At 74.4% G+C, this 18196-nt stretch carries 13 protein-coding genes; 6 read left to right on the forward strand and 7 right to left on the reverse strand.

The features are described from left to right. Nucleotides 1–27 precede the first annotated feature (27 nt). Nucleotides 28–720: an ATP-binding cassette domain-containing protein gene (locus tag WMF24_RS19395; protein ID WP_437738822.1), complete on the reverse strand. Its 693-nt coding sequence runs from the start codon at nt 718–720 to the stop codon at nt 28–30. After that, nucleotides 720–2027, reverse strand: coding sequence for a hypothetical protein (locus WMF24_RS19400; protein WP_437737917.1), 1308 nt, complete (start codon nt 2025–2027; stop codon nt 720–722). Before WMF24_RS19400 ends, WMF24_RS19395 begins: the two co-directional genes overlap by 1 nt. 180 nt (nt 2028–2207) lie before the next feature. On the opposite strand from WMF24_RS19400, the gene WMF24_RS19405 reads away from it, so the two are divergent. The 3 genes from WMF24_RS19405 (at nt 2208) to WMF24_RS19415 (ending at nt 5392) form a co-directional block, all read left to right on the forward strand. After that, on the forward strand, nt 2208–3275 hold the full coding sequence (locus WMF24_RS19405; protein WP_437737918.1) for a DUF72 domain-containing protein: 1068 nt from the start codon (nt 2208–2210) through the stop codon (nt 3273–3275). A 233-nt stretch (nt 3276–3508) separates the two neighbouring features. Next, nucleotides 3509–5074 carry a phytoene desaturase family protein gene (locus WMF24_RS19410; protein ID WP_437737919.1) on the forward strand — a complete coding sequence of 522 codons (1566 nt, stop codon included), beginning with the start codon at nt 3509–3511 and terminating at the stop codon, nt 5072–5074. An 18-nt stretch (nt 5075–5092) separates the two neighbouring features. Continuing rightward, nucleotides 5093–5392, forward strand: a complete 300-nt coding sequence (locus WMF24_RS19415; RefSeq protein ID WP_437737920.1) for a hypothetical protein — start codon at nt 5093–5095, stop codon at nt 5390–5392. 106 nt (nt 5393–5498) lie between these two features. Here WMF24_RS19415 and WMF24_RS19420 read toward each other — a convergent pair whose 3' ends face one another. From WMF24_RS19420 to WMF24_RS19430, 3 genes are all read right to left on the reverse strand, one after another. Then, nucleotides 5499–6023 carry a hypothetical protein gene (locus WMF24_RS19420; RefSeq protein WP_437737921.1) on the reverse strand — a complete coding sequence of 175 codons (525 nt, stop codon included), beginning with the start codon at nt 6021–6023 and terminating at the stop codon, nt 5499–5501. A 200-nt stretch (nt 6024–6223) separates the two neighbouring features. Then, entirely contained in the window at nt 6224–7132 is a 909-nt protein-coding gene (locus tag WMF24_RS19425) for a sugar phosphate nucleotidyltransferase (protein ID WP_437737922.1), read from the reverse strand. Nucleotides 7133–7256: 124 nt separating this feature from the next. Further along, entirely contained in the window at nt 7257–8819 is a 1563-nt protein-coding gene (locus WMF24_RS19430; protein WP_437737923.1) for a protein kinase domain-containing protein, read from the reverse strand. Between the two features lie 368 nt (nt 8820–9187). Here WMF24_RS19430 and WMF24_RS19435 point away from each other — a divergent pair, with 368 nt between their 5' ends. The 3 genes from WMF24_RS19435 (at nt 9188) to gyrA (ending at nt 14701) form a co-directional block, all read left to right on the forward strand. Further along, nucleotides 9188–9868 (forward strand): hypothetical protein, encoded by a 681-nt coding sequence (locus tag WMF24_RS19435; protein WP_437737924.1) that lies wholly within the window; start codon nt 9188–9190, stop codon nt 9866–9868. 642 nt (nt 9869–10510) lie between these two features. Further along, the gene (locus WMF24_RS19440) at nt 10511–11716 is read left to right on the forward strand and encodes a hypothetical protein (RefSeq protein WP_437737925.1); all 1206 of its coding nucleotides are present in this window, start codon (nt 10511–10513) and stop codon (nt 11714–11716) included. 330 nt (nt 11717–12046) lie between these two features. Beyond that, entirely contained in the window at nt 12047–14701 is a 2655-nt protein-coding gene (gyrA, locus tag WMF24_RS19445; protein ID WP_437737926.1) for a DNA gyrase subunit A, read from the forward strand. A gap of 74 nt (nt 14702–14775) precedes the next feature. Here gyrA and WMF24_RS19450 read toward each other — a convergent pair whose 3' ends face one another. Next, nucleotides 14776–15387 carry a gamma-glutamylcyclotransferase gene (locus WMF24_RS19450; protein WP_437737927.1) on the reverse strand — a complete coding sequence of 204 codons (612 nt, stop codon included), beginning with the start codon at nt 15385–15387 and terminating at the stop codon, nt 14776–14778. Next, nucleotides 15348–18170 (reverse strand): nSTAND1 domain-containing NTPase, encoded by a 2823-nt coding sequence (locus WMF24_RS19455; protein WP_437737928.1) that lies wholly within the window; start codon nt 18168–18170, stop codon nt 15348–15350. Before WMF24_RS19455 ends, WMF24_RS19450 begins: the two co-directional genes overlap by 40 nt. Nucleotides 18171–18196: the final 26 nt, after the last annotated feature.

Below are 18196 nucleotides of genomic sequence, written 5' to 3' on the forward strand. Positions count from 1 at the left end.
AGCGGCGGCCGCGCGCAGCGCGCCGCCTCATCGTTCGCGATCTCCCTCCGGCGCTCCCCCTGCCAGGACGACGTCGGCTGCACCGGGAACCGCCCCGCCCGCGACGAGCCGGCCGGCGCGGAGCCGGTACGGCGGCGCCCCGAGCGCCGCGGCGAGCGCCGGGTCGTTCGTCGTGAGGAGCGTCGCCTTGCCCTCGGCGCGGCGCTGCGCGATGAGCTCGACCACCGCACGCGCGCCCTCGGCGTCGAGGCCGTTCGTTGGCTCGTCGAGCACGAGGAGCCACGGGTCGCCCACGAGCGCGGCCAGCAGCAGCGCGCGCTTGCGCTGGCCGAACGACAGCCCGGAGAGCCGCTGCCGGTAGAAGGCGCCCGCGCCGATCCGCTCGATCCACGCGTGATCGAGCGGCGGCGCCTGCTTCAACGCGCGCACGAGGGCGCAGAGCTCGGAGACCTGGAGATCGGGCAGCGGCTCTGTCGCGTCGGGCGCGAAGCCGAGGCGCCGCCGCGCCGCGGCCCCGCCGCCGTGGATCGGATCGCCGGCGAGCATGACGGCACCGCGATCGGGCTCCAGCAGCCCGGCGACGATCCGCAGCAACGTCGACTTGCCCGCGCCGTTGTCGCCCATCACGACCGCCACGTCCGAGGGCCCGCAGCGGAGGTCGACGCCCGAGAGCACGTCCCTCCCCGCGAGCCGCTTGTGGATCCCCGTCGCTTCCAGCATCACCACCCCACCCTCCCCCTTGCCGCTGCGCCGCGCGCGCGGCGCCCCGAGAGCCAGCGCCCGCCCGCGAGCAGCGCGGCCGCGGGAGCCCACGCCGCGAGCGCGAGCTCGCCCAGCGTCCACGCGGTCGCGGTCGCCGCCGCGACGGCGACGAACACCGAGAGCAGCACCCGGCTGCTGTCACGGCCGTCCTGCCGCTCGGACCAGCGGACGCAGCCGAGCGCGACGCCCGACAGGAGCAGCCCCGCGAGCGCCGCGCCGCCGAGCAGGCGCAGCGCCGCGACGGGCGCCGCGCGGCTCGTCGCGCCGACCACCGCCCCGTGCGCGAGCGCGAGCGCGACGGCCGGCGCGGCGACCGCGGCGGCGGCGGCGCCGGCCCTGAGCGGCGCCGCCGCGCCGCAGGCGTCGAGCAGCCACGCGATCCGCCGCTCCTCGCGGAGCACCGGACCGGCGAGGCCGGCGCCGACGAAGAGCGAGAACGGCGCGAGCGCGACGAGCGACGCCGCCGCGAGCGGCTCGTCCGCGAGCGGCCCGCTGCTCCGGGCCCAGGCCGATCCGACGAAGGCGCCGAGCGCCGCGAGCGCGAGGCCGCGCACGAGCACCGCGCGATGCCCGCGCACGACCGCCGCCAGGTAGGCGAGCGCGAGCGAGGCGAGCGCGCCGCCGAGGACGGGCGCGCCGGACGGGATGAGCGAGGGCTCGCCGCCGGCAGGGATCTCCGGCGCGCGCACGACGGCCGCGCGCAGCCCGACGGCGAGCGCCGGCGCCGCGCAGGCGAGCAGGGGCAGCGAGGGCGCCCCGAGCACGATCGCGCCTGCGAGCAGCGCGAGGGCCGCGAGCTCGCGCGCGCCGCGCGGCCGGGCGAGGAGCATCCCGTGCGCCGCGACGGCCGAGGCGCCGGCGGCGCAGCCGGCGAGCGCCCCGGCGGCCCAGCCGTCGATCGCGCCGACGCCGATCGCCCAGAGCGCCACCCAGGGGAGCTCGGCGACCGCGAGGAGCAGCGCGTGCGCGGCGAGGAGCTGGGCGCGCGGGACGGGCAGCGCGCGGAGGAAGAAGGTCGCCGGCGCGCGGAGCAGCGCGCGCGCGGCGGGCATCGCGACGAGCAGCCACACCGCCCACAGCGCCATCCGGAACGGGAGCGACGCGCCCGCGAGGCCGGTGAGCTGCGAGGGGTGCATCCCGTTGCCCCCGAAGACGACCGCCACGACGAGGCCGAGCGCCATGTAGAGCGGCATTGCGCGAGCGACGGCGTCCTTGCCGGCCGTCGAGATCAGGGTGCGCAGGACGAGGGCGAAGCGGCGCAGCACGTCAGGTGCTTCTACCCCGGGAGCTGCGGGATATTCCTGGTGGAAATGCCCGGGCAGTGCGCGCAATGCGCCGCGATCCGTCCAGGTGCGCGGGCGGCGATGACAGTGCCGCCGGACAGGGCCAGAGGACGTACAATCGCGCGGGTGAGCCGCTCGCCTGGGCGCCGTGGCGCCTCCCCCATGCAGCTCTCGCTGTTCGATCCAGCGCCGGCCCCCGCCGCCGCGGAGGCGCCCGCGCCGGGCCAGCCCGACGCGATGGCGGCGGTCTACGAAGACGCCGCCCGCGTCGCGGCGCGGCTGCCGCGCGGGGTGCTCCTCGGCACGAGCTCGTGGAGCTTCCCGGGCTGGCAGGGCCTCGTCTACGCCCGGCGGCAGAGCACGGAGGAGCTCGCGCGCGACGGCCTGGCCGAGTACGCCCGGCACCCGCTGCTCACGACGGTCGGCATCGACAGGAGCTTCTACGCCCCCATCCCCGACAGCGACTTCCGCCGCTATGGAGCGCAGCTCCCGGACGGCTTCCGGTGCGTGACGAAGACGCTGCACGCCGTCGTCTCCCAGACGCGGCAGCGAGGGCCGACGCCGCGCGAGGAGGGCGACGGCGGAGCGCAGGGCTCGGACCGCGCGAACGTCGAGCCGAACCCGGACTTCCTGTCCGTGCCGCTCTTCCTCTCGCGCGTCGCCGCGCCGCTCCTGTCGACGTTCCGGGACCACGCGGGGCCTGTTCTGCTGGAGCTGCCCCCTGTCGGCGCGTCCCACCGGCTCCCGCCGCGCGCGTTCTTCGAGCGCCTCGACGCCTTCCTCGGCGCGCTGCCGCGCGAGCTCACCTATGCCGTCGAGATCCGGGAGCGCGCGTACCTCACCGGCGAGTACGGCGAGATCCTCCGCGCGCGCGGCGTCGCCCATACCTACAGCTACTTTCGCACCATGCCGACGCCCGGGGCGCAGGCGGCCGTGGTGCCCGTCTCGAACGCCCCGTTCGCGCTCGTGCGGCTCCTGCTCAAGCCCGGGCGCCGCTACGAGGCGGAGCAGCGGCGGTTCCACCCGTTCGACCGGGTGGTCGAGCCCGACCCCGCCATGCGCGCGGAGGTCGCGCGGATCGTGTGCGAGGCAGCGGCGCTGGGCATGGGGAGCTTCGTGCTGGTGAACAACAAGGCCGAGGGCTCGGCGCCCCTGACGGTGCGCGCGATCGCCGAGGAGATCGCCGCCGCGTGGGAGGCGCAGGCGCCGGCGCCGTCCACGGAGCGGTGATCGCCGCCGCGACCGGGCGAGCAACGGCGCGCGCGGCCCGCGCGCTGGGGCGGCGGACAGGCTGGAAACTGCCCCGGACGCGGCGGATCTCGGGCCGTCGCGGCGCGCTCGTCAGGCTTCCTGGGCGCGAAAAGCCTCTCCACGCCGCGCCATCCGTGCAACACCTCGCGCGTGGCCCGGGCGCCGGCGCGCCGGGCCGCGGCTGAGGACGCGCACAACGTTGGAGGTGCCCCGTGAAACGCAGTGAAGCTCCGGCCCGGGCCGACATCGTCATCGTCGGCGCCGGCCACAACGGCCTCGTCGCCGCCGTCCTCCTCGCCCGCCGCGGGCTCGACGTGGTGGTGCTCGAGGAGAAGGACGCCGTCGGCGGCGCGGTGAAGACCGAGCGCCCCTTCGCGAAGGCGCCGGGGCTCGGCGTGTCGAGCGGGGCCTACCTGCTCGGGCTCGCCCCGCCCGAGCTGCTCCGCGAGGTCGGCGTCGACCTGCCCCTCCGGCGGCGCGATCCGCACTACTTCGTCCCGACGACCGACCGGCGCTACCTGCTCTTCGGCTCGGATCAGGCCGCCATGAAGCGGCAGTTCCTCGAGTTCTTCTCCCAGGAGGACTGGGAGGCGAACAGCGCGCTCCAGGCCGAGCTCGCCGCGCTCCGGGACGACATCGCCCCGACATGGCTCGAGGAGCCGCTCTCCATCGAGGAGACCGCGGAGCGGTACGTGCGCCCCGCCCTCCGGCAGACGTTCGTGGCGCTCTGCCGGGGCACGATCGCCGAGTACCTCGCGCGGTTCGGCTGGAAGAGCGATCTCCTCGCGGCGATGTACGCCGTGACCGACGCCTTCTCCGGGCTCGCGGGCGGCTTCGACACGCCCGGGACCGGGATGAACTTCCTCGTCCACAACATGTGCCGCCTCCCCGGCGCGGACGGGACGTGGATGATCGTCGAGGGCGGGATGGGCACGGTCAGCCGCCTCTTCGCCGAGAAGGCGCGGGCCGAGGGCGCGACGATCGTCACCGGCGCCCGCGTCGCGCAGATCGAGTCGTCCGGGGGCGCCGTCTCCGGCGTGCTGCTCGAGGACGGGACGCGCATCGCCGCGAAGGTCGTCGTGTCGAACGCCGATCCGTTCCGCACCCGCGCGCTGGCGGGCGAGGCGGCGATCGGGGCGGCGCTGTCGTCGCGGCTCGACGCGCTCGCGAGGGACGGCTCGACGCTCAAGGTCAACATGGCGCTGACCGGCCTGCCCAGGTTCACGTGCCTGCCGGAGGATCGCGGGCAGTTCGGGCCGACGATCCACCTCCTGCCGGACGAGGACGTCGTGATGGACACGCTGCGGCAGGCCCACCGCGACGCGATGAGCGGGCGCCTCCCCGAGTTCCCCGCGATCGAGTGGTACTTCCACACGCCGATCGATCCGAGCCTGCGCGACGCGGAGGGCCACCACAACGCCGCGCTCTTCGTGCAGTGGGTGCCCTACGCGCTCGCGGGCGGCGAGACGTGGGCCGAGGCCGCGCCGCGGTACGTGAAGCACCTCCTGTCGATCTGCGACCGCTTCGCGCCGGGGATGTCGGATCTCGTGCTGGACACGTTCACGCTGGCGCCGCCGGACATCGAGCGGCACTTCGGGATCACGCGGGGGCACATCCACCACATCGACAACGGCTTCGGCTTCGCCGATCGCGTGCCGTACCGGTTCGGGCTCGCGGGGCTCTACTCGTGCAGCGCCGGCACGCACCCGGCCGGGTCGGTCATCGGCGCGGCGGGGCACAACGCCGCCAGGGCCGCGCTCGCCGACCTCGGGAAGTGAGGCGCGGCGGGCGACGTCATGATGAAGTGGCCCCTCCTGGCGATGGGTTCGCTGGCCGTGGTGGCGGCGTGCAGCAGGGAGCCGCCTGCTCCCGGCGGATCGCCGGGCCAGCCGGCGCTGAGCGAGGGGGAGGCGATCCTCCGCGAGCACCTGAAGCGACATCGTCCATCCATCGAGCCGGGTACTCCCGAGTACGGCGTCTTCATCAAGGACGTGCTCTGGGATGTCTATCCCGAGCTGTCCGCGCACCCGAAGAAGGACGAGATCCGCAGGTTTGCGACCGAGTACGTGAATCGCCCTGACGCACGAGCGCGGTGACGTTCGCGCCGTCCCCGCCGCAGGGCCCGGGCGTGTCCGGATCCGGCTCCTGCTCGCGCGCGTCGACGACCCGGCCGCGCGCGGTCGATCCTGCGAGCGCCCGGCGTTATCCGCCAGCGCCGAGGTCGCCTCCGGCGCCAGGGTTGCCGCCCGGGCCGATGCCGCCGCCGGCGCCGATGTCGCCTCCGGCGCCAGGGTTGCCGCCCGGGCCGATGCCGCCGCCGGCGCCGATGTCGCCGCCGGCGCCGATGTCGCCTCCGGTGCCCTGACCGCCGGCACCCAGCCCGCCGCCGGCGCCGATGTCGCCTCCGGTGCCCTGACCGCCGGCACCCAGCCCGCCGCCGGTGCCGATGTCGCCTCCGGTGCCCTGACCGTCAGCGCCGCCCTGACCGCCGGAGGCCTGGCCGCCAGGCCCTTCCTCGCCGGCGCGCCCCCCGCCGCTCCCCTGCGCGCCGGCCCCTTGGTCGCCGGCGCTGTCGCCGCTGTTCTGCCCGCCGGTAGGCGTCGGCATCGGCTGCGAAGGCGGCGACGGCGGCGGGAGATCCGACGGCGATCGTTCTTCGACGCACGCGCCTGCGGCGAGCGCAGACAGGAGCAGGGGCAGCCGCAGGAGCAGGTGTCGCAGGGGCATGAAGGACGTCGAGCGCATACAGGTGCACCGTGCCTTTCTTGGGTCGTTTCGCGGCTACATGGAGCGAAGTCCGGCCGATGCCCAGTGCCCCGGCACTCCGGATGTTCATCCGGCGCCCGGCGCCGCTCCAGCAGGGGCGGCCGTCCGGCGCCGGTCGCGCGGCGCGCCGCGCCTCACCGTCCGCCCTGGCGAAGCAGCGCTCACCCGGCCGCGCGAACGACGCGCCCCTGCGTCGTCACCACGGCGCGCTCGACGGGCGCCTCGACGTCCGCGCCGACGTTCACCCGCGCCCCCGGCCACACGACGCACCCGCGCAGCGCCCCGGCCCCCTCGACCCGCGCGCCCGCGCCCACGACGCAGCCGGTCACGTCGACGCCCTCGGCGACGGACGCGCCCGGGCCAACGTAGCTTCGCAGGCCGCGCTGCGAGAGCCAGCGCGCGCTCGCGGCGAGGTAGGCGCCGAGCGTGCCGATGTCGTGCCACACGGCGGGCGCCGCGAACGTCGCGAGCGCGCGCCCCTCGCGCAGCCACGGCAGGTACACGTCCCCCACCATGCAGCCGCGCGGCGGCAGCCGCCGCCGGACCGCCTCGCCGACCACGTGCACGCCGACGAAGTCGCCGCCGGCGACCTCCTCGCCGAAGCGCTCGCCGCGCAGCCGGACCACCTCGCCGCGCGCGCCGACGCCCACCGTCCCCTCCCCGGCCGGCCGCGGCGAGACGGCGAGCGTGGCGGCCGCGCCGCGCTCGGCGTGCGCCGCGCAGAGCGCCCGGACGTCGAGGTCGATCAGGATGTCGCCGTTCCAGAGGATCACATCGCCGTCGCCGAGCGCGCCCGCCGCGTTCGCGAGGCCGCCGGCGGTGCCGAAGGGCTCCGGCTCGTGGAGGACGTCGACCGGGACCGGGAACGCCGCGACGAGGTCGCGCGAGAACCGCTCCGCGAGGTGGGACTTGTTCAGGGCGGCGCGCCGCACGCCGCCCGCGGCGAGCTGCTCGGCGATGTGCGCGACGAGCGGGCGATCGCCGAGCCACAGGAGCGGCTTCGGCAGCTCGTCCGTGAGCGGGCGGAGCCGGGTCCCGAGCCCCGCCGCCAGGATCATGGCAGAGGCCATGCGCGGGAGGATCGCCGCTTCGCGGAAAACGTCAAAGAAATCGAGGCCGGGGGCGCGACGAGCGGGAGCGGGGAGCGCGAGCGAGGGGGGCGAGCGCGGATCGGCGCCGGCCCCCGCCGGGAGCTCACTCTCCCCGCTCGAGGAGCTCCCGTGTCGCGCGCTCGAGCAGGTCGTGCCCTGACACGTCGCCCTCCTCGAGGTGCGCGACGCCGATGCGGATGACCATCCGGAACGGCATCGACGGGACGATGTGCCGGAAGCGGTGCTGGCGCACCTTCTCGCCGAGCACCTTCGCGAACGCCGACGAGCGCGTCCGGCCGATCCCGGGGCGGACGATCGCGAGCATGTCGCGGCGGTAGCGCCCGAGCAGCCCGCCCTCCGGCACGTAGATCCGGACGACGCGCGCGAGGTCGCCGAGGATGCGGTCGACCCCTGCCCGCCCGTGCTTCTCCTCGATGTCCTGGAGGCCCTCGACGCGGAGCAGCAGCAAGGAGAGCCGCCTGGTCCGCTGCTCCCTGGCGCGCTGGACCTCCTTCTTCAGGAACGCCCGGAGCCGCTCCTCGTGGACGACCTCGGCGAGGTCCTCGTCGCGATGGCGCGTGTCGCCCTCGCGATGGCGCGCGTCGCCCTCGCGATGGCGCGTGTCGCCGGCCTTCGGCCCGGGGTCCGAGGGCTTCGGCGCGGGCTCGGGCGGGGCGGCCGCGCGCCGGTCGTCGAGCTCGACGCCGCGGCGGGACGACGGCGGGGGGTTCGTCGGGGGCACGGGCGCCGGCGGCGGGGTCGACGGGGCCGGCGCGCCGAGGGCCTCTGCCAGCAGGGTGACGGCCGTTGTCGCGCGCTCGAAGCGGTCCCTGGGGTCCATCGCGGTCGCCTGCTGGAACCAGGCGTCGAAGGCCGGCGGCAGCCGGATGTTGCGGCGCCGCGCGGCGCGGACGCTCGGCGGCTCGGGCAGGCCCGCCGCCATCCGCTGCAGGAGCGCGAAGATCGACGGCATGACGTTGGCCTCGGTCAGCCAGTACGGGCTGCCAACGAGCAGCGTGAAGGCGACGTGCGCGAGCGCATGGATATCGGCCTTCGGCCCGACGGCGCCGTCGCCGCGGATCTGCTCGGGCGCCATGTAGAGCGGCGTTCCGACGAGCGCCGTGCGGTCCGCCATGCTGCCCTGCGCCGCGACCTTGGCGAGGCCGAAGTCGAGGACCTTGACGCACGGGGAGCCGTCGTCTCGCCGCGTCAGGAAGAGGTTCGCTGGCTTGAGGTCCCGGTGGACGATCGCCGCCGCGTGCATCTTGTCGAGCGCGCGCGCGACCTGGGACAGGTAGAGCACCACCTCCCCCGCCGGCAGCGGGCCCCGGCGCGCCGCGAGCGTCGCGAGCTCCTCGCCGTGGAGGAGGTCCATCACGAGGAAGGGCATCCCGGAGTCGGCGTCGATGCCGGCATCGGAGACCGGGACGATGTGATCGCTCTCGATCGCGCCGGTGATCTTCGCCTCCTTGGCGAAGCGGGCGCGCATGTCCGGGTCCTGGATGGCCCCCGGGAGCATCACCTTGAGCGCGCGGCGGCGGTCGGTGACCTCGTCCACGACCTCGTACACAGCCCCCATGCCGCCCGCCTTGATGGAACGGACGACGCGATACCGCCCGTGGAAGATCGCGTCGGGCTTGAGCTGTGCGAGGCTCGGCGGATCCATCGGGTGATCGAGGCCCCAGGAGCATAGATCGGACACGGCCCGGGCCGATCGCCGTTCGCGCCTGCGCGCCCGCGCCGGGACGCGGCACGGCGCTCCGCCGCAAGCCCAGCGCGGCGCCTCGGAGCGCGGCGCCGCGTGCAGCTGGCGGAGCCGCGTGCAGCTGGCGGCGCGGCGGCGCGCCGCCGGCGCGAGCGCGCGGGCACGGCCGCGGCTCGGCTCGGTTGTGCCTGTCCTGCTGTGCCCGTCGCGGACGCGCCTCGCCGGCCGGGCGCGGTGTGATCTGCGCGGTCGCCCCCGTCGCCCTCCCCGCGGGCGTGTGGGCGGTTGAAAACTCGACGCCCCGGCCGGCCGCGTGGTAGCTCCGCGGTGTGGGTTCCACTGCGCTCGCCGTCCTCTCCGCCGCGAGGCGGAGCGCCGCGCCCTGGGCCGCGGCCGGGTTGCTCGGCCTCGGGGCCGTGATCCTCACAACGCAGAGCTGCGGCAGCGACGCCGTGGGGGTCGACGCCTGCCGGCGGATCGAGACGGCCCGGTGCGAGGCCGCCGCCGTGTGCCCGGAGTGGGTCGGGACGGCCAGCGCCGACGAGCGGGTGAATACCTGCACCGAGTTCTACTGGGACCAGTGCCTGCACGGCCTCCAGGTAGGCGGCGGCGGCGGCGACCAGGCGGCGGCGGAGCCGACGGGCGCGGAGGTCCAGGCGTGCATCGACGCCGTGGACGCGACGCGCGAGTGCGCGAGGAACAACGTGGCTTCCATCGCGGCGTGCTCGGTCGAGCTCGCGAGCGGTGCGGATGGCGCGCTCAGCCCCTGTGCCGTGATCACCGCCAAGGTGCAGACGCTCGCGGCCTGCGCGTCGCTGGTCGACACAACCGGAGGCGGCAGCGGCACGGATACCGGCAGCGGCGGCGGTGCGGGCGGCAACGGCGGCGCGGGCGGCAGGGGCGGCTCAGACGCCAACAGCGGCTCAGGCGGCAACGACGACGCGAACGGCAGTGGCGGCGGCTCAGGCGGCTCAGGCGGCAACGACGACGCGAACGGCAGTGGCGGCTAGTTCCATGCAGCAAGAGTCCCGCCAGGGATCCGGTGAGCGATTTCAACGCCAAGGCGCAAAGGCGCCAGGGCGCAAACAAGAGTGAACCTGTGCATTGTGGCGTCTTGGCGGTGAAACCTCTCCGCTGCCCCATCCGCCACGACCAGCACGCGCGTTCCTGCCCTCCGAAGCCGGTCCTTCTGCGCGCGGCGCCCGCCGCAAGCTGACACGGGCGCCTGCCGCCGCTCGGGGCGCCCGCTTCAACGCTTGAAACGGCCAACTCGCCCCCCGAGTCGCCCGTTTCAACGCTTGCGGCGCCCGCCCCGGGACCCGAGCCGGCGTTCTCAAGGCTTGAGATGGCCTCCTCGGTCTCCGAGCCGGCCATCTCAAGCGTTGAAACGCCCCTCTCGCCCCCCGAGTCGCCCGTTTCAACGCTTGCATCAAGCCTTGCAGCGCCCGGCCCCCTCTCCCCGGCCGCAGCGCCGCCTCACATGAGATCCAGCAGCGTCCGACAGCACGTCCGCTCGCGGGGCCCGCCGCCCGGCGCGCGGACGGCCGCCTGCGCGCTTCCGGCATCCGCGCGCCCGCGGCGCCGCGTTTCAGGTGGCGCCGTTCCCCGGCTTGGACTAGTGCCCCCTGCCGATGGGCCGAGCTCGTGCTGCTTTGGAAACCTGGTTCGGCGCGGGTCGCCGCGGCGCCTCCCCGCTCGCGCGCGCCCTGATCGGCCGCCGCGCGCTGACGCTCGCCGCGCTCGCGCTCGCGGCCTGCCAGGAGGGCAGCGGCGGCGCCGCCGACGACGATCAGCCGATCCAGACCTCGCTCACCATCGACCCGCTCGCCTTCCTCGGCGACGTGCGGTGCTCGAACGAGCCGGGGGCGATCCGCAGCTACGTCGCGACGCTCACGGACGAGAGCGCTCCCGGCGGGCCGTTCACCCTCGCCTCGTCCCCGCCGATCCCCTGCTCGTCGCGGGTGTCGTTCACCTTCGTCGTCGCCGGGCACGAGTACACGGCGAGGATCGACGGCTACGAGCAGTACGCCGAGGAGCTCACGCCCGTCGGCGACGAGACGTCCGGGAGCCGCCACATGCTCGTCGACGGGGCCCCGGTCGCGCCGCGCTGGACGTGGGCGTGCCCCGGCCCCGACGCCGCGGAGGACGCCGACAAGCTCGTCGCCGCCACGGGCGTCAACGTCGTGGTCCAGGGCTGCGCGCCGCTCACCGGGCCCGCCGAGCCGGCGAGCGCGGCCATCGTGATCGACCCGGCGAGCGCGCTCGGCGCGCTGGGCTGCGACGGCGATGACGACGGCGGCGCGATCGCCTCGTTCGATGTCGTCCCCCAGGACGGCGCGCTGGCGCCGGCGCTCGGGGTCGGCTGCCCGCCCGCGGAGCCCGTCGTTTACGACCTCGGCGTCGACCCGGGGCGCGCCTACCTCTTCCGCCTGGAGGCGAAGGACGCCGCGGGCGATCTTCTGTTCGGGTCGAGCTGCTTCGCCGCGGCGAGCGCGGGTGTCACGGTGACGGCGACCTGCGACCCGCTGTCCGCGACGGGCGCGCTGGAGCTCGACCTCGCCGCGCTCCTCGCCGGCGAGGACCTCGCCTGCGGCGCGGGAGCCGCCACCTACAGGGCGACCGTGCCGCTGCCCGGGGGCGACCCGCCCGGGCCCGAGGGGGACCAGCCCGGGACGGAGGCGCTCCACGTCGGCCCGGTGCCCTGCGGCGACCGAGCGCTCCTGTCGACGCTCGCCCCGGGCGCGTACGAGGCCGCCGTCGAGGTCCTCGACGCCGCGGGAGCACCGGTGCTCTCCGCCGCCTGCAGCGGCGAGGTCCGCCCCGGCGCGACGACCCGCGCCGCGTGCGCCCCGCGCTGAGCCTCCGGCGCGACATCGATCCGCCCGCGCGTCGCCCCCGCCGGCGCGCCCCCCGGAAGAGACCCAGAGAGACGCTCCGGGGCCGGCAAACCCTTTGCGCCGGCCTGCCCCTTGGAGTACCTGAACGCATCCGTCGCATCCCCTGAACAGCGCGGGTCAAGGGCGCGCGGCGGAGGCCGAGCTCGACCTCATCGATCGTCGTCCATCGACGGTCGATAGAGGCCAGCGGCGCCTCCGCCGACCCGCTCGACACTCGAGCCGCGCTGGGACGGGCCTCTACGACGGGGCCGTGCGCGCCGCGCCCGCCCCCGCGCCTCGGGTGCAGATCCCATGGAAGAGACGTCGAACATCCAGCAGAAGGTTCCGGTCAGCATCCAGGACGAGCTCCGGACGAGCTACCTCGACTACGCGATGAGCGTGATCATCGGCCGCGCGATCCCGGACGTGCGCGACGGCCTGAAGCCGGTGCACCGCCGGATCCTCTACTCGATGAACGAGCAGAAGATCGGCCCCGGCGGCGCGCACAAGAAGTGCGCGCGCGTCGTCGGAGACGTCCTCGGCAAGTACCACCCCCACGGCGATCTCGCGGTCTACGACGCGCTCGTCCGCATGGGGCAGACCTTCAGCCTGCGCTACCCGCTCATCGACGGGCAGGGCAACTACGGCTCGGTCGACGGCGACTCGCCGGCGGCCATGCGGTACACGGAGTCGCGCCTGTCGCGCATGGCCGTCGAGCTGCTCGCCGACCTCGACAAGGATACGGTCGACTTCGTCCCGAACTACGACGACTCGGAGCTCGAGCCGAGCGTCCTTCCGGCCAAGTTCCCGCAGCTCCTCGTGAACGGCTCCGGCGGCATCGCCGTCGGCATGGCGACGAACATCCCGCCGCACAACCTCGGCGAGATCATCGACGCGACGATCGCCATCATCCGCAACCCCGACGTCACGCTGGAGGAGCTGCTCCACCTCGTCCCGGGCCCCGATTTCCCGACCGGCGGCCTCATCTACGGCAAGAGCGGCATCGTGCAGGCGTACACGACCGGCCGCGGCTCGATCACGATGCGCGGGCGCAGCCAGGTCGAGAAGACGATGAAGGGCGACCGCGAGCAGCTCGTCTTCACCGAGATCCCCTACCAGGTGAACAAGGCCCGGCTGGTCGCGAAGATCGCCGAGTGCATGAAGGAGAAGCGCATCGAGGGCATCAGCGAGGTGCGCGACGAGAGCGACCGCGAGGGGATGCGGATCGTCGTCGAGCTGAAGAAGGACATCTTCCCGCAGGTGGTCCTGAACCAGCTCTACCGGCTGACGGACCTCCAGGCGACGTTCGGCGTGATCAACCTGTCGATCGCGAACGGGCGCCCGGCCGTGCTGAGCCTGAAGGACACGCTCTCGCACTTCATCGAGCACCGGCGCGAGGTCGTGACGCGGCGCTGTCGCTACGAGCTCCGGCAGGCCGAGTCGCAGCGCGAGCTCGTCGAGGGGCTCGGGATGGCGACGAGCGACATCGATCGCATCGTCGCGACGATCCGGGCCTCGAGCGACACGGACGAGGCGCGCGAGAACCTGCAGAAGCTGCCGCTGCGCGGGCTCGGCGAGTTCCTCCGGCGCGCCGGCAGGCCCGAGCCCGAGTGCGTCGAGGCCGACGGGCGCGGCGATTACTTCCTGTCGGAGCGGCAGGCCAAGGCGATCCTCGAGATGCGGCTCTCGCGCCTGACCGGCCTCGAGCGCGAGAAGCTCGCGAAGGAGTACGGCGAGCTGTCGACGCAGATCGAGCGGCTCCGGGCGATCCTCGCGGACATGGGGCTTCTCATGAACGTGATCGTGATGGAGCTCGAGGAGATCAAGGCGCGCTTCGGCGACAAGCGGCGCACCGAGATCGTGCCGGCCGAGGCCGAGATCCAGATGGAGGACCTGATCCAGGAAGAGGACATGGTCGTGACCATCTCGCACGCCGGCTACCTGAAGCGGACGCCGACCTCGACCTACCGGGCGCAGCGCCGCGGCGGCAAGGGGATGGTGGGGATGGAGGCGCGCGAGGAGGACTGGGTGAGCCAGCTCTTCGTCGCGTCGACGCACTCGTACGTCTTCTTCTTCAGCGACAAGGGCAAGGTCTTCGTCAAGAAGGTCTACGAGATCCCGCAGGCGCCGCGGAACGCGAAGGGCCGGGCGATCGTGAACTTCGTCGGGATGGAGCCGGGGGAGAAGATCGCGGCGATCACGCCGGTGCCGAGCTTCGACGGCGAGACGTACGTGGTGACGCTGACCCGCCGCGGGCAGATCAAGAAGACGGCCCTGAACGAGTACGAGAACTACCGGGACAAGGGGATCATCGGCGTCCGGATCGAGGAGGGCGATCAGCTCTTCACGGCGGCGCTGACCGACGGCAAGCGCGAGCTCGTGATCGCGACGCGGAGCGGGATGAGCATCCGCTTCCCCGAGGACCAGGTGCGCCCGACGGGCCGCGCCACGATGGGCGTGAAGGGCATCGAGCTCGACGAGGGCGACGTGGTGGTGGGCCTCGGCGTGAGCGGCGACGGGCGCGACCGGGTGCTCACCGTGTGCGAGCGCGGGTACGGCAAGCAGACGGCGCTCGAGGAGTTCCGGCTCCAGAGCCGCGGCGGCAAGGGCGTGATCCTGATCGACGCGAGCGAGCGGAACGGGCCGGTCGTCGGGGTGGCCATGGTGAGCCCGAGCGACGAGGTGCTGATCGTGACCGACCGCGGGCAGATGATCCGCACCAAGGCGAGCGAGATCCGCGAGACGGGGCGCAACGCGCAGGGCGTGCGGATCATGCACGTGGGGCAGGACGAGCGGGTCGTCGCGGTCGAGGCGTTCGCGGCGGAGGCCCAGGAGGTCGCGGAGAGCGGCGGGTCGACGCCGCCGGTCGCGGGCGCGGACGGGACCAACGGGGTCGCGGATCACGCGGTGGCGGACGGCGGGGCGGCGGACGGCGGTGGGGGCGGCAGCAGCAGCGACGTGAACTGAGCAGGGGCGACCAGGGCTGCCCGGGGAAGCGGCGCCGGGCTGCCCGGCCCCGAGGGGGTGCGCGCGGGGAGCTGTCAGCGAGGGGGGCTGAGCGCCTCGGCGAGGTGGGGGCCCCGGTCGGGAGCGCTCGATCGGGGGCTGGCGCCTCGATCCTGAGCGCGGAGGAGGCGCGCGAGCTCGGACACGTGCTCGTCGTCCGCGTTCATGGCCGCGAGGGCCTCGGCGAGCCGCAGGACGTATTCGACGTTGGAGCCGCTCGGACCGTGGGACGCGAGCACCTGCGCGGCGATCACGGGGAGCGGCGCCGGTCCTAGGTAGTCCGGGTTGTCCGGCGTGGCCATGTACACGACGGCGGTCCGGGTCGCGCAAGACTCCATGTCATCCGCGAGGGTGAGCGGCATGTCGCAGCGGAGATATCCACCCTTCTCGCGGTGATCCAGCATGCGGAGCACGTCGTCGAGATCGGCCCCGGCGACGCGGTAGCCCATCCCCCAGCAGCGCGCGCCAGGCTCCGGGATGAGCGTGACCACCCGCCCCGGAGCGCCGGGGACGCCCCGGTGATCGATGGAACCCTGCCAGAACCGGCGCGCCCACCCCAGGATGTACCCGGGCGCCATCTGCTCGAAGCGAAAGGCAGGCCGCCAGATCAGCGACCCGTAGCCGAAGATCCAGGTCTCGCGATGCACGGGGCCATCGTATCAGACGAGGCTGCCGGCCCGTCCCCCTCCAGGCGCTCGTCGCGCAACCGCCCGTCCTCAGCGTCCCTTCGGGCCCGCTCGGCCGCCTCGCGCGCCGCCCTCTCGCTGGCGAGCGCCAGCTCGAGGTTGTACTCGGTCTGACGGATCTCCTCGAGCTGCGCGGTGATCACCCGGTTCTGGCGGATCACCTTGATGATCCCGAGCGTCGCCCCGGCGACCAGCAGCGCGAGGCCCGCCATGGCCCCGACGATCAGCGTGCGCTTCCTGCGTTGCGCCTGGCTCGCCAGCCGGAGCACGGCGTCCAGATAGCGCTGCTCGCGCGCGGGCAACTGCCCCTGATACACATAACTCTCGCGGAAGCGGCGGGCCTCCTCGGCGAGCTTGCCGCGCCAGACCGTGTCGTCGGCCTGGCCGCTCGACTCCCACTGGCGCGCCGCCACGCGCAGCTTGTCGAGGAACGCCGCGTCCTTCTGGTTCTCGTCGAGCCAGCGCTGCAAGGTCGGCCAGCGCTCGATGAGCGACTCGTGCACGATCTCCACCGTGCTGCCGGCGTCGTCGCGCCCCCGCTCGACCGCCAGGAGCCGCGCGTCCGCGAGGACCTGGACGACGCCCTCCAGCTCGTCCGGATCGCCCGGCAGCTCGCGCAGCTCCCTCAGGCTCGCGATGGCCCTCGTGCGCTCGGGCGTGACGAGGCGCTCGAACACGGCGCGGCAGAGCTTCGCCTGGCGGCCGCTCATCCCCGCCAGCACCGTGTCGGCGTGGCTCGCGAGCGTGCCGGCCACGCCGCCGATGGCCTCGTAGCTCTCCCGCGTCAGCAGCCGGCGCCCGCGATCGCGCAGATCCCACCACCGCGCCGCCATGAACTGCAGGAGCGGCAGCGCGCCGCGCGTCGTCTCGAGCACGTCCAGGATGTCCTCGACGAGCGCCGGGTCCTCGATCTCGTACCGCGCCGCCTGGACGGGCCGGGTCAGCGCCTCGCGCAGCCCCGCGCGGCCGATCGGCGGCAAGACGACGAGCCCGCGGGTCACCGCCGCCATGAAGTGCCTGTCCTCGGCCACCCGCTCGATGAAGTCCGACCGGAGCGACAGGATCACGCGCAGCGGCGAGGACGCGTCGTCCGCGACGCCGCCGAGGCACGAGAGGAACGCGGCGCGCTCTCCGGCGTCGCACGAGAGCGTGTAGAGCTCCTCGAACTGGTCGACGAAGAGCGCGACGCGGCGCTGCCTGCGCGCCGACCACGCGCGCAGCTCGGCGCCGAGGTAGCCCGGCTCGGCGCGCAGCCGGTCGAGCAGGCGCCCGCGCGCGGCCTCGCTGTCGAGCGGCTCGGGGCGCTCCGAGCCCCCCCTCGACATCAGCGACGGATGGCTCAGCAGATCGGCGAGCGCCGCCATGGGCTCGCGCCCCGGCCGGAGGATGAGCGACTCCCACCCCGCGCCGGAGCGCTTGAGCGCCGGGACGATCCCCGCCCGCACGAGCGACGATTTCCCGACGCCCGACGCGCCGACGATCGCGAGGAGCGGCTGGCTCCTGAGGCGCGTCACCATGCTGGCGACGTCCTCCGCGCGGCCGAAGAAGCGGTCCGCGTCGGCCTCCTGGAACGCCGACAGGCCGGCGAACGGGCTCTCGTCGGCCCCGAGGACGATCTCGTGCCGCCCGGGCAAGAGCGGCAAGAGCTCGGCGAGGAGCTGCTGCGCCGAGGCGGTGCGCTCGGCCTTCCGCTTGCGCAGGCAGCGATCGATGATCCCGGCGAGCGGGCCCAGGTCGGGGCGCGCCTCGTCGAGCTCGGGCATGGGCTGATCGAGCGCGGCGACCTGCATGAGGCTGTGCACCGACACGGGCGCGAGCGGGTGCGCGCCGGTCACGAGCTCGTGAAGCATGATGCCCACCGCCCAGATGTCGCTCGCGTGATCGATCCCCTCCCCGATCCACTGCTCCGGGGACATGTACGGGATCGTGCCCATCAGCGCGCCGTCGCGCGTCAGCGTCGTCCTGAGCGAGATGGGCGGGCGCTCGACGGCGCCGCCGACGTCGGTGTCGAGCAGCTTGGCGATGCCGAAATCGAGCACCTTGATGGCGCCGGACGCCTCCAGCATGATGTTCTCGGGCTTCAGATCGCGGTGCACGATGCCGAGCTTGTGGGCGCACGAGAGGGCGCGCACCACCGGCACCATCATCTCGACGGCCGCGCTCGGGGACACCGGCGCTGTCCCCACGCGCTCACCGGCTTCACCGGCGCCGGGCGGCTTGCGCTGCTCCATCCACGCGCGCAGGCTCTGCCCCTCGATGTACTCGAGCACCATGTACGGGTATCCGTCGTGCTCGTTCACATCGTGGATGGTCACGATGTTCTCGTGCTTGCAGATCGCGGTCGCGCGGGCCTCGACGAGGAAGCGCTGCAGCCGGACGCCGCTCAGGCTGGTGACCACCTTGATGCCGACGAGGCGCCCCAGCCGCACGTCGCGCGCCAGGAAGACGGTGCCCATGCCCCCGCGGCCGAGCTCGCGGATGAGCTCGTAATGGCCGATCGTGCTGCCGGCGGACAGCGGCAGCACGGAGGCTTCGTCGGCGGGTCCCCGCCGCGACGTCGCGGTCCGCTCCGGGGCGGGCTCCTGCGCGCGCGGATCGCGGGTGGCCCACCCCGCGCTCCCCTGCCCGGCCACCAGGGTGCTCGACAGGCCGCCGTCGCCCGGGACCGGCTGGCCCGCCGCTCGACCGGGCGACAGGGCCGCCGCGGCCTCCCCGCCGAGCCGTTTCTCGTCCGCGCCGGTCACGTCGAGGCAGCGTAGCCCACCGGCCC

Source organism: Sorangium sp. So ce1335, from assembly GCF_051521615.1.
GTDB lineage: Bacteria > Myxococcota_A > Polyangia > Polyangiales > Polyangiaceae > Sorangium.